10 protein-coding genes are annotated in these 14,223 nt (G+C 46.0%); all 10 read left to right on the top strand.

Translation table 11 applies throughout. The features are described from left to right. The first annotated feature begins 102 nt into the window (after positions 1-102). The 10 genes from HMPREF9624_RS12285 (at position 103) to HMPREF9624_RS05825 (ending at position 14,215) form a co-directional block, all read left to right on the top strand. Positions 103-411, top strand: coding sequence for a group II intron maturase-specific domain-containing protein (locus HMPREF9624_RS12285; protein ID WP_009536954.1), 309 nt, complete (start codon positions 103-105; stop codon positions 409-411). Between the two features lie 271 nt (positions 412-682). Further along, positions 683-6,859, top strand: a complete 6,177-nt coding sequence (locus HMPREF9624_RS05865) for a Spy0128 family protein (RefSeq protein ID WP_009536953.1) — start codon at positions 683-685, stop codon at positions 6,857-6,859. A 219-nt stretch (positions 6,860-7,078) separates the two neighbouring features. Beyond that, complete coding sequence (gene nagA / locus HMPREF9624_RS05860; RefSeq protein WP_009536952.1) at positions 7,079-8,239, top strand: N-acetylglucosamine-6-phosphate deacetylase; 1,161 nt, start codon at positions 7,079-7,081, stop codon at positions 8,237-8,239. A 124-nt stretch (positions 8,240-8,363) separates the two neighbouring features. Continuing rightward, entirely contained in the window at positions 8,364-8,816 is a 453-nt protein-coding gene (mscL, locus tag HMPREF9624_RS05855; RefSeq protein ID WP_009429535.1) for a large conductance mechanosensitive channel protein MscL, read from the top strand. A 94-nt stretch (positions 8,817-8,910) separates the two neighbouring features. Continuing rightward, entirely contained in the window at positions 8,911-10,032 is a 1,122-nt protein-coding gene (locus HMPREF9624_RS05850; RefSeq protein WP_009536951.1) for a cation diffusion facilitator family transporter, read from the top strand. Between the two features lie 16 nt (positions 10,033-10,048). Further along, on the top strand, positions 10,049-10,816 hold the full coding sequence (locus tag HMPREF9624_RS05845; RefSeq protein WP_009536950.1) for an acyl-[acyl-carrier-protein] thioesterase: 768 nt from the start codon (positions 10,049-10,051) through the stop codon (positions 10,814-10,816). After that, positions 10,785-11,450 carry a S1-like domain-containing RNA-binding protein gene (locus HMPREF9624_RS05840; protein WP_009536949.1) on the top strand — a complete coding sequence of 222 codons (666 nt, stop codon included), beginning with the start codon at positions 10,785-10,787 and terminating at the stop codon, positions 11,448-11,450. The genes HMPREF9624_RS05845 and HMPREF9624_RS05840 overlap by 32 nt, the downstream gene beginning before the upstream one ends. A 302-nt stretch (positions 11,451-11,752) precedes the next feature. Continuing rightward, positions 11,753-12,865, top strand: coding sequence for an ABC transporter ATP-binding protein (locus HMPREF9624_RS05835; protein WP_009427900.1), 1,113 nt, complete (start codon positions 11,753-11,755; stop codon positions 12,863-12,865). 41 nt (positions 12,866-12,906) lie between these two features. After that, positions 12,907-13,161: a hypothetical protein gene (locus HMPREF9624_RS05830; RefSeq protein ID WP_154646754.1), complete on the top strand. Its 255-nt coding sequence runs from the start codon at positions 12,907-12,909 to the stop codon at positions 13,159-13,161. Further along, on the top strand, positions 13,127-14,215 hold the full coding sequence (locus HMPREF9624_RS05825; RefSeq protein ID WP_009428856.1) for a PucR family transcriptional regulator: 1,089 nt from the start codon (positions 13,127-13,129) through the stop codon (positions 14,213-14,215). Before HMPREF9624_RS05830 ends, HMPREF9624_RS05825 begins: the two co-directional genes overlap by 35 nt. Positions 14,216-14,223 lie beyond the last annotated feature (8 nt).

Here is a 14,223-nt window from a genome sequence, read left to right as displayed (position 1 = left end):
CTCGATTGTAAAAATAAAGCGCAGGCTAAAAGAACTGACCTGTAGGAAAACGCCTGAAAAAGTAAGGGAGAAGATAGAGAAAATCAATCAGGTAACAAGAGGATGATTAACTATTATGCCCTTGGCTCCATGAAAACAGCGATGACAGCGATTGACGCACATTTACGGACAAGGCTTCGGGTTATTATTTGGAAGCGGTGGAAAGTACCAAAGAAGCGACAGTGGGGCTTGCAGAAACTGGGAATAGGCAAGGACCTTGCGAGGCTAACCTCATACTGTGGTGACCGCTACCAATGGGTTGTCACGAAGACGTGTGTTGTAAGAGCAATCTCTGAGGAAGTGCTTGCGAAAGCAGGACTAATAAGTTGTCTCGAATATTATAATAAGCGTCATGCCTTGAAGTTATGTTGAACCGCCGTATGCCGAACGGCACGTACTGGTGGTGTGAGAGGGGGATTAAATTCCCCCTACTCGATTGAGCGCGTACCGCCTTATACCTTGTGATGAGACCTATTCTTATAAAATGAAAGGATCTTGTCGAAAAACTAAGGAGCCTATTTTATGAAAGTAATAAAAACTTTTATGAACGTTAAATGATTTATTATAAAAAAATATATAGAAAAAGAGTTCATGATACAGGGCGGAAGCAGCAGAGAGGATTGAAAAAAAGTAAGGAGACGGTATGTTAAAGTTTTCCGGAAACGGAGTCGGGAAAAGAGTACTTTCCGCATTTTTGTGTGCGGTGCTCAGCTTTAGCAATGTACAGATAGCGTACGCAGGAGAAAGCACGGAAGAGATATCGCAGGAAGGCGCATTTTTTGCATCGGAGAGCAATCCGCAGCAGGAAGGAATAGAAGGAGAAGCTTCAGAAGGAATGGAAGCAGAACCTGCTGAAAAGGGAGATAGGGAGGAGATTTCGAAAGAGTCGCCTTCTAATTTGCGTGATAAAAAGAAAGAAAATATAGAGACAGAAAATACAGAAGCGGAAAATGCGAAGGAGGATACCGCTTTTTTAGCTGCCGGAGAATTTGAGGAGACGACAGAGGAGGGCATCTTAGTTCGTGCAAAATACGGAGAGGATACCTTCCCCGAGGGGACCTTTATGAGACTGCGCCCTGTGGAGGAGGAAGAAACGCTTTCCGCCATGAAGGAAAAAGTCTTAAGTGAAAAAGAGAAAGAAGAAGCTTCCGGACAGAAAGTGGAGCTTCGCTCTTTTTATGCTGTGGATATCGGGTTTTTCCGTGTGACGGAAGAGGGAGAAGAAGTGGCAGTACAGCCGAAAAAAGGAAAGGCTGTACAGGTAGAGTTAAAGAAGAGTCCCGCTCTGGAAGAAGCCCTCTCCATTAAGCCGGGCACATGGGTTGAGGAATATGTGGACGAGGAAGAAATCCGGAAAGAAAAGACTCTCTTCCAAAAGGACGAGTATACGGTTTCCCTTCCGGAGGGAGAAGAGCTAAGCCTTGTGCATCTTCCGGAAGGAAGAGAGGCGGAGCTCCTTCCTCTTACGGACGGAGATTCGACTTTGCGCTTTTCCGGAAAAGAATTCAGTCCTTATGGTTTGGCAGGGACCGGCAGAGGAAAATCGGTAGGACAGGCGAGTAACCACTCCTTTCAGGTCTATTGGAAAGAGGCACCGGACCCTCAAGCAGGGACGGAAAATGCCACGACCGGACACAGCTACTCCGATCCTTTAGCTGCTACGAACATTCGGGAACGAAAGAATTTGCAGATTATTCCTCCTGCGAAATCTTCCAATCAGCTGGATACTTCTACTATGATGCTGGAATTTACCTTAAAAGGAAATAAGGATACGAAATATCCGCCCGGATCGATTAGCATCGATATTCCCGAGAGCGTCTTTAAAAGCTGGAGTACCACTCACCCGACACTGGTGGCCTATAAAGATCGTTATAACCTTCAGGACGGGATGGAACCGGTGCAATCCCAGGTTCCCAAAGCACCGGAGACCAACAGTTTAAGCGATTTTAACTATACGGAAGTGGAAAGGCCTATTAACGGAAAAAAAGAGAAGTACTACCATCTGGTTAATCATAGTGAAGTACCGGGGGCCATGATTTTGGAGGCGGAGTTCGCCTATCCCATGCGACCGACCATGGTGCAGATGGAGCATAAACAGGTAGGAGGGAAGGAAATCGGAGAGTATCGGAATGCTTTTCCGGTTTTTGCCGAAATCCATCATCCGGATAGTCAATACAATGCAAGCATGCAGGACAATCTTTCCGTAACCCTGCAAACGGAAGTGAAACCTTTTAAGATGACAATTAAGCACGGCACGGGAGGAAAAACGGGAGGACTCTTCTACAAGTGGGATCCCGCCTGGGGAGACAAACCGGCTGATGCGGATTCGTATTTTTATGTCCCCTGGTATATTGATGCGGACCGTCCCGGAGGGAGCTCCCAGGGCTTTACCTACAGTTTTCACCTGGATAATAATACAGCAGACGGGGGACAGCTGGTAGGGGTAAAGAAGATGCCCCAGTCTGTTTGGTGGAACAGATATACTTACGCTTCCTATCTGGATTCCGATACCTCTTCCGGCAGTTATCCGGATATTGCAAGATACATGAACTCCGCACCGCCGGCAGATCAGTATTGGTTGGTTAATCCTATAGGAAGAACTTTTGTCGGAATCGATAAGGAGCCGGTGAAGCGGCCGGGTGGTCCTTCTGACGATACTTTCGAGAATTCCACCGGAAGCTATTACGATTATGATGGCTACCCGCTTCAGTCTTATCAAGGCGGACAACGTTATGTAGCCTTGTATCGCTATCCCATGACGAAGATTACCAATGCCATCGCGAATCATGTGGACATGGTAGAGCATGGCTTTCTTCTGAAAAACAAGGTGAGCTGGACGGAAACCTGGGCAGACGGGTACACTCGAAACGGCTCTTCCGAAGCGACATTGGAGAATCAGGCCAAGGTTATTCTTCCCCTAAGACCGAAGGGGAAAGTCCAGATGGATAAGAACAACACCGGTGACGGATGGATCTTTACGGACAGTTTACAGACTCTCTTTGCGGATGGGGCTCAAAATATTCCCATCTCCGGAAATGCGAGAACGAGTCCCATGTACTACCTTTTTGCCAGCAATCAAGTGGATGGCAGTAAGGTGGTGATGCATGCGGACGGCACGTACACCGTGCCGGAAACAAAGATTGTTTTGCGGGATGACGGAGAGTACTACTTATATACTTTGAAAAACAATGTCTGGATGACTGAGCCTTTAAATACGGATCCGACTACGGCGATAAACCTGGAAACGGGCTTTCGAGAGCCGGGAACGGCAGTCTATAAACTAAAGGAAGAGGACTACTATTATGACAGTGTTTCCATTAAAAACATGGAAGTGTACGACGTGGAGCAGGTCAGTGCTCCGGTGAACTACACTCCTACGGGGAGAATCAGTAGAAACTTTGCAAGCTATGCCCCGGTAGAGCTGTGGATTCGAAAAAAGGGACACACAAGCTATGAAAAATATGGAAGCTTTCAGGCAATAGACAAGGATCAATTTACGTTTACACCGGAAAGCGGTTACTCGAAAGTTACGGCTCAGCAAGGAAACAATATCATCACAAGTGCGAACTATCTGGATTTAAAGGCGGCTTTTCCGGGCGGTGTCAGCGGAATCGAGTTCAGAAATACGACAAAGGCCTATCAGACCAACTTGCAACCGGCCTTCGGTATCAGTTTAACGCCGAGTGCAGCCATGCGGGAACAGTATCAGAAAGCCTTAAATGCGGGATTGAATAGTGCGGTTGCCGGGCCCGGCTATGGGAAGGCGGATACGGGAGCCGACAGTCTCGCAGGAAGACTTGGAAAGCAGTGGGATAGGGTCGCCTACGTCCATAGACCGATGCAGCTTACTTCGAGTATAAACAAATACCTCGATAATATTACGTATTCCGACGGATTTGTAAGGGGATTTAAGGATGACCCGGTGCACGGTGAGCAGCTTCATCTTTGCTATGTAGATATACATAATCAAGTGGCTTTGCCGGAACCCTTAAGAAAAGAGGAATACCTTTCTCCTTACCTCTTAAGGGATGGAATTATTTATGACCTTCTTCCCGCGGGAACCTATGTCAAGGAAGAAGAAATCCATCTGGGTCCTAACGGGCAAGGCGGCGCTTATGGCGGTGATTTTGACAGGGGAGATTACCAAGTTGAGTTTATAGAAAATTGGGAAGACTCCGGACAAACCATGATGAAGGTGAGCTTTAAGACGCCGGCAGGCCGAAAGAATATTTCTGGAGGAAATGCATCCAGGATTCGTTTGGGCTACATCGTGCATAATCCGTATTCCAACATTTTGGACAGAGGAAGGATTCTTCAGAATACGGCAGCCTTTCTAAACACCTCGAAAGAAACCAAATGGATTCCGAACTTTAGTCCGAAGAATGAAGCAAACGGGATTCCGGAAAGACACTCCGGAAGACTGAAAGAACCGTATTTTCAGAAGGAGATGGAGAATGCATGGAATGCGGATCCGAGCCACTATAAGACAATGAGTGTAACGGATATGCCTCTGAACTATGAGGCCATCACCATTGTGCAGGCGGGCTTTAGCAACTATGTTTCCACCGAAGTTCATAAACCCTTCGCAAAGGACAATGTGAGCTATATGGGCGACCCCTATCGGCATCGCCTCTTGTACCAGGCGCTGAGCAGTACCAGGACGACCGATATTATTCTCTTTGATATTTTGGGAGAAGAGCAGGATCGAAACGGAGACTTTGACGGCATCGATATCAGTTCCTTCCTGAACAAAAAACCCTTTGAGAAGGGGCTTACGACCGAGAATCCGGATGTTTTGGAGCCGATGGTGTATTATTCTACGGTTGTACCTACTACCGAAGCACAAAGGAATCTGGGAGCGCCGAAGTATGACACGGCAGCCTACAATAGTGATAACAGTGTTTACAATCCGAAGAACCCGAACAGTATTTGGAAGGTCTGGGATTATAAACATCCGGAAAATAATGCCGGAGTCAATAAGAAAGACATCAAGGCTATCGCCGTCGATGCACGAACCACGAAGGCGGGTAAGCGATTCATCCTGGATACGCAGGGAAAGCTGGTGGCTTATGTAAAGATGACGGCGTCTATGGATAAGAAGAAGCTGCCGGTTCACAATGTGAATACCGGGTATCTGAAGAGCATCACCTTTAACGGAGAGGATGTTCCGGCCTCCGAAGTCATCAAAGAATTGGAGGCTCCGAGCAGCCACAACCTGATTGCACCGGTACAGGTATCGATTCCGGTGAAGAAGGTCCTGGACGGCCCAGCGGGTGTTACGGCTCCGAATATTCGGAATGCCTTCCGCTTTACTTTGAAGGCGGAAGCCGGAGCAAGCTTACTGGACGGAAACAGACAGCCGGTTGTGACGGAAAAAACCAATCCGGATGCGGACGGCGGTCTTCTGGAGTTTGGACCGATAGAATTCATTCGTCCCGGAACCTATACTTATACGGTTACAGAGACGGGGAATTTCCCGAGGATCAAGAATGATTTGCTTTCAGAAAAAACCCTTACGGTAACAGTCACCAATCCGGACGATAAAAAGCTGAGCTATACCTCTACAGTCAATGCAACAACGCCTCTTACCTTTACCAATACCTTCGGAATAGATAAGGTAAAACCGAAAATAAGCATAAAGAAGGTGCTGGAGCATTACGGCGGAGTAACCGTCCCGGATATCAAGGAGAAATACAGCTTCACTTTGACAGCTTTAGACGGGGCACCGATGCCCGCGGAAGCTAGCGGAGGAAGCCTTACGAAGACGAATCCGGATGCGGACGGAGGAGAAATCTCTTTTGGAGAAATCACGTATTCCTTACCGGGAGAGTATCGCTATACCGTGACGGAAAGCGGATCCGTTCCTCTCGTGGAAAATGATAAGGAAGCCGTTAAAAACCTTATTGTAAAGGTAAAGGATCTTGGAAACGGCACCATGAGTGCGACGGTTTCCGGGGATGCACTGGAATTTAGGAATCTCCTTTCCTTGCCTCCTGCCGAAGAGGAACTTTCTCTTAAGAAGGAAGTAAAGGGCGGCAGTCCTGAAAATAAAGATCCGTTTCGCTTTAGCTTAAGCTGGAAGAAGACGGAATTGACAGCCGTAGGCAATGCCGGCGTGAAACTTCCCGCAAATCCGGCGCCCATGCCGGGGAACAGTCCGGGGCAGGAAGTACAAATTACGGTAAATGGGGCGGGAACCGGAACCTTTGAGAAAATTGCCTTCCCTGCGCCCGGAAAGTATACCTATGAAGTTAGAGAGGAAGCGCTCTTAAAAGGGTATCGCTTTGATAAGAGTCGCTACCAAGTGGTTTTCACCGTGGAAGAAGATCCGGCAAATCCTTCACACCTGACGGTTAAAAAGGAAATTTTTAAGGACGATGTTCCGGCAGAACAAATTCTTTTCGTTAATGAATACGAGCCGAACCAACCGGGGCCGAATCCCCCGACACCGCCCACACCGCCGGATCCTTCTCTTCCTCCAAATGACAAGCCGACTCCGCCGGGGCCTCCGACTCCGCCGACACCGACGGAAACACCGGAGATTCCGCCGGAACCGGACAGGCCTTCTACTCCTAGGCCCAAAACCTTAAGGGAAATAAACTCGAGAATTAAGGCTATTCTGGGAAGAAAGCGTCCTCTGACGCAGGAGGATCGGGAAGAGCTGGAGCAGCTTATCAAAGTGGTATCGAAGTACAAGAGAAGAGTCCAAACAGCGGATTCTTCCAAATCGATTCTCTATGTCATTTTCTCGGGAATCAGCGGAATACTTCTTGCCCTATACATGGCTCTGAAAAGGAGATGGAATCAAATAAGGCTGTAAAAAAATAAAATTGTAAAGAGTTTTTGTACAAGATAGGTCTGAAAGGAGAGTGGCGAGAGCTTACCCTTTTTCAGACCTATTTTAAGTCTGAGAAATCCGATTGAACTGTGTTATAATGGCATAAATAACCGAATATTGAACTGTGTTATAATGGCATAAATAACCGAATATTGAACTGGTTTATTTTCTAAGGAAGCAGCGGGAAAGAAGGAATAGGGCATGGACGAGGATAGAAAAAAATATAAGATTTTTGCGGAAGACAAGAAATTTTATCTGGGAAGAATAGCCGTTTCGGATGGACGTTTTTCTTCGGTGGATTTGGAGAGGGAACTCGGTGACGAAGAGTTATTTTCCGGGGAGGAAGACTTTCTGCTTCCCGGACTCATAGACATTCATTTTCACGGCTGTCTGGGGAAGGATTTTTGCGACGGAACAAGGGAAGCCGTCTCGACGCTTGCAAAGTATGAAGCGGAGCACGGCATTACCGGTATTTGCCCCGCAACACTGACCCTTCCGGTGGAAGAATTGGAAAAGGTCCTTGGTCTTGCGAGAACCTACCGGGACGAGGGTTTAAAGATTGGAGAGGCTCGTCTCCTCGGAATCAATATGGAGGGACCCTTTATCAGTCCCGTGAAAAAAGGAGCCCAAAATCCGAATTACATCTTGAAATGGGATGACAGGATTGCGAATCGTTTCCTGGAGGCTTCCGGAGGCTTGGTAAAGTATATGGGAATCGCACCGGAGGAAAATCCCGCTTTTAAGGATTTTATTCCGAAGATGCAGGGGAAGGTGAGAATTTCACTGGCGCACACCAATGCGGATTTCCAAACGGCAGTAGAAGCATATCGGGCAGGAGCCTCTCATGCGGTACACCTTTTTAATGCCATGACGGGACTGGATCATAGAAATCCGGGTGTGGTCGGGGCAACGATGGAACAAAAAGAGGTTTTTGCGGAACTGATTGCCGACGGCGTTCATGTTCACCCGATGATGGTTCGCCTGGCCTTTACGGTTTTGGGAGAGGACAGAGTGATTCTCATCAGTGACAGTCTTCGCTCTACAGGGATGCCGGACGGTCTTTATGACCTGGGAGGGCAGGAAGTGGAGAAGAAAGGAAAGCACTGCAGATTAACTTCGAACGGAGCACTGGCAGGTTCCGTATCCAATGTTTATGACTGCCTGTGTACGGCGGTAAAGGAGATGGGCATTCCTCTTAGGAAGGCCGTGACAGCGGCCAGCTTAAATCCTGCCCGTTCTCTGGGAGTGGACCAGGATTACGGCAGTATCACAGTCGGAAAAGTGGCGGATTATCTGATCGTGGATAAGGACTTAAAGCAAAAAGCGGTTTATCAAGCCGGAAAAATCCTTCCAATTTTTTGAAATCCTTCCCGTTTTTTGAAATTATGCTTGCCAAATTGCTTCTTCTATACTAGAGTAGCGAGGGATTTCAGGACGATGTAAGGAAAAGTTCCAAAAAAGAGTTTACTTAGTATAAGGAGAAAAGATGAAGGGATTTTTAAAGGAGTTTAAGGAGTTCGCATTAAAGGGAAATATGATTGATTTGGCAGTCGGTATGATTATCGGTTCCGCTTTTACCGCATTGGTAAACAAGCTGGTAAGCGACCTTGTTATGCCGCTCATTTCTCTGGTTACCGGAAAGATTGATTTTGACAATATGTTCATTCCTCTTGCCGGACAGACCACAAAGGTATATAGCGAAGCGGTAGAACAGGGAGCGGTTTTTGCCTACGGTTCCTTCATTACCGCAGTGATTAACTTTCTGATCATGGCACTCGTGGTTTTCATTTTTGTAAAGCAGATGAATAAGCTGAAGAAGGAAGCGCCGGCAGTGGAGACGGAGAAGGAGTGCCCGTACTGTAAGACGATGATTCCAATCGAGGCAACCCGTTGTCCTCACTGCACCTCTAAGCTTGCAGGTTATGCGGAGTCGGTTTAAAAAGCGGAGTGGATAAACTTTCTTTGGGAGATTGTGAAAAGCGGGAGCGTTTCCGGCTTTTCGCAGCTCCCTATTTTCCTTTTTGGAGGGTGAAATGAAAGAAACGGAGCGTGAACGAATTGCAACGAGGGCGGCGGTTTTCGGCATACTGGCAAATCTTTTTCTATTTGTTGTAAAATATCTTCTTTCTGCTTCTCTTCATTCCCTGAGTATTGCGGCGGATGCTTGGAACAACTTGTCGGATGTCGGCAATTCCATCCTCGGCCTTGTAGCCGGAAAACTGTCCGGGAAAAAGGCGGACAGAGAACATCCCTTCGGGCATGGCAGAATTGAGTACCTGGCAGCTTTTCTGGTGAGTACCTTTATAATTCAATTGGGCTTGGACACCATTCGTTCGGGACTCTTTTCTTTAGGAAAGAAGGAGGAACTCGTATTTTTTGCTCCTGCGGTTTGGCTGCTCTTACTTTCCGTTTTGATTAAGGTGTTTTTGTTTTTTTATTTTCGCTTTATCGGGAAGAAAATTTCGTCCACACTTTTTAAAGCGACAGCGATGGATGCGCTTCTGGATTCTCTGATGACGGTTTCCACGCTGGTATCGGTTCTCCTCTACTATAAAAAAGGCTATAATATAGATGCCTTTTTAGGCTTGGGCTTGGGCGTGCTGATTTTGTTTAACGGCATAAAGATGGCGAGAGAAACCATTACGGAAATATTGGGAAAGCCGATTGAAGAAAGATTGTACAAGGAAATTCGGGATACCGTCTTAGAAGAAAAGGACTTTCTGGCTGTCCATGATTTTCTGTATCATCCTTACGGAGCGCAGAATGCGATGGGAAGTATTCATGTTCTTTGTGACGGAAGAAAAAGTATTGCCTACATCCATGAGAAGGTGGATGATATGGAGAGAAGAATCAAAAAGGAATTCGGTTTTTCCTTATTGATTCATGTGGATCCGATTGTTGCGGAAGAGGACGTGGTCTGGCTGTCTTCTATCGTGAAGCGGACTTTGGCTTGCTATCATACCGAAGGGAGCTTCCACGATATTCAGTTTAAGAAAGAGCAGGAGAAAGAAATCCTATACTTTGACCTTCTTTTGCCCTATTCCGTAACGGAAGAAACGGCCATGAAGATTCAGGCGGAGATAAGGGATGCGGTAAAAGAGGAAAAAGGGATGGATTGTGCAATAGAGCTGGATCGCCCCATGATAGAAACGTAGAGAGTAGAGGGAGAAAATGTACGAAATTAAGGAAAGAGTGCGCTATTCCGAGGTACGGGAAAATGGAAAAATGGGTCTCCTCGGGATTGTAAACCTCTTACAGGATTGTTCCACCTTTCATTCTCATGATGTGGGAATGTCCATAGAGAGGGTGCTGGAGTTGAAAAGAGCCTGGCTTTTAAGCGCCTGGGATATTCAGGTCTTTGCCTTTCCGGCGCTTTATGAGGAAATTACGGTGGGAACCTCCCCTCACCTCTTTCGCGGTATTTTTGCTTACCGAAATTTCTGGATTAAGAATAAAGATGGAGAGTATCTGGTCAAGGCGGATAGTGAGTGGTTCTGCATTGACACGGAAAAGGGCAGACCGCAAAAGATTACGGAAGAGTTGGTAGAGCCTTTCGGAAAACCGCAGGATGTTCTGCATTTGCCTCCTCTGCAACGTAAAATCACTTTTCCGGAAGGATGGCAGGCGGGGCAGGACTTTCCCGTACCGAGGGAGTATCTGGACACCAATCATCATATGAACAATGCCCGTTATATTGCGCTTAGCGAGGAGCTTCTCTTCCAAAGCAGCGGGAGGCCTGCATTTTCTTTTTCGGAAGAAAATAAAAAAGAGAGCATGGAGCCTTTCGGAATTCGAGCGGAATATTTGAAGGCGTATACCCTCGGGGATTCTATTTTTCCAAGAATTGCCATAGAAGAAGATAGAAAAGTTGTTGCCTTTTACAATCAGAATAAGGAGCTGTGCTGCCATGTTGAAATTAGGAAAATCCCAAAAATGTAAGATTCTAAGAGAAAAGGACTTTGGCGTTTTCGTGGGAAATGAGGGAGAAGAAGGGGTACTTCTTCCGATTCGCCAGGTTCCGAAGGGAAAGAAAGTTGGGGATGAGATAACGGTCTTTGTCTATAAGGACTCCAGAGACAGGCTCATTGCCACAACCAGGAAGCCCTATATGGAAGTGGGAGAGATTGCCAAGCTTCGGGTGAACGACGTGAACGCCATCGGTGCATTTATGGACATCGGCTTGGAAAAAGACATCCTGCTTCCGCATAGAGAAATGCGATATGCCCTGAAGAAGGATATGGAGGTAGAGGTTTATCTTTATATCGATAAGACGGAACGCTTAGCAGCCAGCATGTATACGAAGAAAAAAGAAGATGCAAGGCATATCAGCCAGGAAGAGGTCAATACTTCCCGTTATGAGAAATGTGCGGAGCAGATAGAGCGTATCCTGGAGGAAAAATTTGCGGGGCATATTCCTTATACCGATAAGACGGTAGACCCCGAGCAGGTAAAGAGAGACTTCGGTGTATCGAAGGCGGCTTTTAAGAAAGCAATAGGGAAGCTCTTGAAGGAAAAGAAGATTAAAATCACGAAAACGGCGATTTTTAAACTCTATCATGAAAAGGATGAATAAAGGACAAAGAAATAAAGAATTTTTATAGGCTTCATACTTCCCCGGGATTCTTCGTGTTTTCAACTGAATTTCCGCTAAAACTGAGCAAATAAATTTAGTTAAATTGTCGATTTTCTGTCAAACATATAATAAACTGTACAAAATTTGCGGATGAATTTCGGAAGATAGTCAATAGTCAGATGCACAGAAACAAGATACAATACAGCTATTCTTAAAAGAAAGCGAGAAGGGTATTTCAAGCTTTTAGAAGCAATAAGACAGAATAAAAAAGATTTATAGACAGAAGGAAGAGGAGAACGCACATGGCTAGTGTACAGCTTAAGAATGTAGTCAAAAAGTATCCTAACGGTTTCGTTGCGGTAAAAGACTTCAACTTGGAAATCGAAGATAAGGAATTTATCATCTTTGTAGGTCCTTCAGGATGTGGTAAGTCCACAACTCTTCGTATGGTGGCAGGTCTTGAGGATATCAGTACCGGAGAACTCTTCATCGACGGAAAGAAGATGAATGATGTGGAACCGAAGGACAGAGATATCGCCATGGTTTTCCAGAACTATGCTCTTTATCCACATATGACGGTTTATGACAATATGGCTTTCGGATTAAAGCTTCGTAAGGTTCCGAAGGATGAAATCGATAAGAAAGTGCATGAGGCTGCAAGAATTCTTGACCTTGAGCATTTGCTCGATCGTAAGCCGAAGGCTCTTTCCGGCGGACAAAGACAGCGTGTGGCTATGGGACGTGCCATTGTACGTCGTCCGAAGGTTTTCCTGATGGACGAGCCGCTTTCCAACCTGGATGCAAAGTTAAGGGCACAGATGCGTGTAGAGATTGCCAAGCTTCATAAGTCTCTTGAGACAACCATCATCTACGTAACCCATGACCAGACCGAGGCTATGACGCTGGGAACCAGAATCGTAGTGTTGAAGGACGGTATTATTCAGCAGGTGGATACCCCGGAGAATCTTTACGATACACCCTGCAATAAGTTCGTTGCCGGATTTATCGGATCCCCGCAGATGAATATGATTGACGCGGAGTGTACGGAAGAGGGCGGCCAAGTGAAGTTGAGCTTTGCCGGAAACACCATTACCTTAAACGAGAAGAAGGCGGCTGCCTTAAAGGATAAGGGCTACATCGGAAAAACCGTAACACTCGGTATTCGTCCGGAAGATTTACATGATGAAGAAGATTATCTTGCAAATCATTCCAAGTCTCTTATTACTGCAGAGATTCGTGTATACGAGATGCTCGGTGCCGAGACACTGCTTTACTTTGACATCGCGGATGCCTCTTGGACTGCAAGAGTCAATCCGAAGACCAAGGCAAGAACAGGTGATACGGTTCGCTTCGCGCTCGATGAGAACAAGATTCATATCTTTGATAAAGAAACAGAGATAACCATTACAAACTAAGCGAAAGCTTTGTGAATATTTCATAAAATAAAATTAGAAATTTGGAGAAAAAGACAGGAAAGAAGAGATTCTTCATCCTGTCTTTTTTTAAAATGCTTGAAATAGGATTAAAAACTGTTTATAGTAAGGATGGAAACAAGGGTTATGGCAATGCAGTATTTTTTTGTCGCAAAAATAAGGGTGATGCATACAAACAGGCCTTAGCGAGAAGAGTTTTCGCCCTTCCAATGCAGATCAATAGAGGAAAAGGATGGAGTAAAGATGATTTCAAATCAGGTTTTGCAAAGTACGATTGATTCCATTAAGGGAATCGCAAGGCTGGACATTGCTATTGCGGATATTGACGGAAAAGTTCTTGCCACCACATTTGTTGAAGACAGGGATTTGTCGGGGATGGTGGTATCCTTTGCGGAGTCTCAGGCTGATTCACAGGCTGCGGGCGGATTTCAGTTTTTTAAGATTTTTGATGAGCATCAGCTGGAGTTTGTGCTGATTGCGCACGGAGACACCGATGATGTGTATATGGTCGGAAAGCTTGCGGTTTTGCAGGTACAGACCTTGCTCGTTGCCTATAGAGAAAAGTTCGATAAGGACAATTTCGTAAAGAATCTTCTTTTGGACAATCTTCTTCTGGTGGATATCTACAACCGCGCGAAGAAGCTGCACATTGAAGTCGGCGTTCGCAGAGTGGTTTTCCTTGTGGAGTCGGATGAAACCATCGATGTACAGGCACAGGATGCGCTGAAGGAGTTCTTCTCTTCCGAATCCAATGACTTTGTGACGGCGGTGGATGAGAAGAATATTATTGTGGTGAAGGAGCTGCAGCCGGAAGACGGTTACGAAGAGGTGCAGAAGATTGCGGCAAGCATGCTGGATATGCTTTCCTCCGAGGTTATGCTTTCCACCAGAGTGGCGTACGGCACCATTGTGAACGAAATCAAGGAAGTATCCCGTTCCTATAAGGAAGCAAAGATGGCCTTGGAAGTCGGCAAGATTTTCTTTGTGGACAGAAAGATTGTAGCGTACAATGCACTTGGCATCGGCAGATTGATTTACCAGCTTCCGATTCCGCTTTGCAAGATGTTTATTAAGGAAATCTTTGTGGATGTGTCCCCGGATGATTTTGACGAAGAAACTTTGGAAACCATTTCCAAGTTCTTTGAGAACAACTTAAATGTTTCGGAAACCTCCAGACAGCTCTTTATCCATAGAAATACGCTCGTCTATCGTTTGGATAAATTGGATCGGGCAACAGGACTGGACCTTCGCGTATTTGATGATGCCATTACATTCCAGATTGCACTGATGGTAGTAAAATATATGAAGTACATGGAGCATTTGGATTTTTAAAGAACAGA

The organism is Oribacterium asaccharolyticum ACB7 (assembly GCF_000238075.1).
Classification (GTDB): Bacteria; Bacillota; Clostridia; order Lachnospirales; family Lachnospiraceae; genus Oribacterium; species Oribacterium asaccharolyticum.
This window is presented reverse-complemented; position numbering and strand designations above follow the sequence as displayed.

Excerpts from the sequence above, each read along its gene's own strand:
- HMPREF9624_RS05835 (WP_009427900.1), top strand. The coding sequence starts at position 11,753 with ATGGCTAGTGTACAGCTTAAGAATGTAGTCAAAAAGTATCCTAACGGT.
- HMPREF9624_RS05865 (WP_009536953.1), top strand. The coding sequence starts at position 683 with ATGTTAAAGTTTTCCGGAAACGGAGTCGGGAAAAGAGTACTTTCCGCA.
- mscL (WP_009429535.1), top strand. The coding sequence starts at position 8,364 with ATGAAGGGATTTTTAAAGGAGTTTAAGGAGTTCGCATTAAAGGGAAAT.
- HMPREF9624_RS05825 (WP_009428856.1), top strand. The coding sequence starts at position 13,127 with ATGATTTCAAATCAGGTTTTGCAAAGTACGATTGATTCCATTAAGGGA.
- nagA (WP_009536952.1), top strand. The coding sequence starts at position 7,079 with ATGGACGAGGATAGAAAAAAATATAAGATTTTTGCGGAAGACAAGAAA.
- HMPREF9624_RS05840 (WP_009536949.1), top strand. The coding sequence starts at position 10,785 with ATGTTGAAATTAGGAAAATCCCAAAAATGTAAGATTCTAAGAGAAAAG.
- HMPREF9624_RS12285 (WP_009536954.1), top strand. The coding sequence starts at position 103 with ATGATTAACTATTATGCCCTTGGCTCCATGAAAACAGCGATGACAGCG.
- HMPREF9624_RS05850 (WP_009536951.1), top strand. The coding sequence starts at position 8,911 with ATGAAAGAAACGGAGCGTGAACGAATTGCAACGAGGGCGGCGGTTTTC.
- HMPREF9624_RS05845 (WP_009536950.1), top strand. The coding sequence starts at position 10,049 with ATGTACGAAATTAAGGAAAGAGTGCGCTATTCCGAGGTACGGGAAAAT.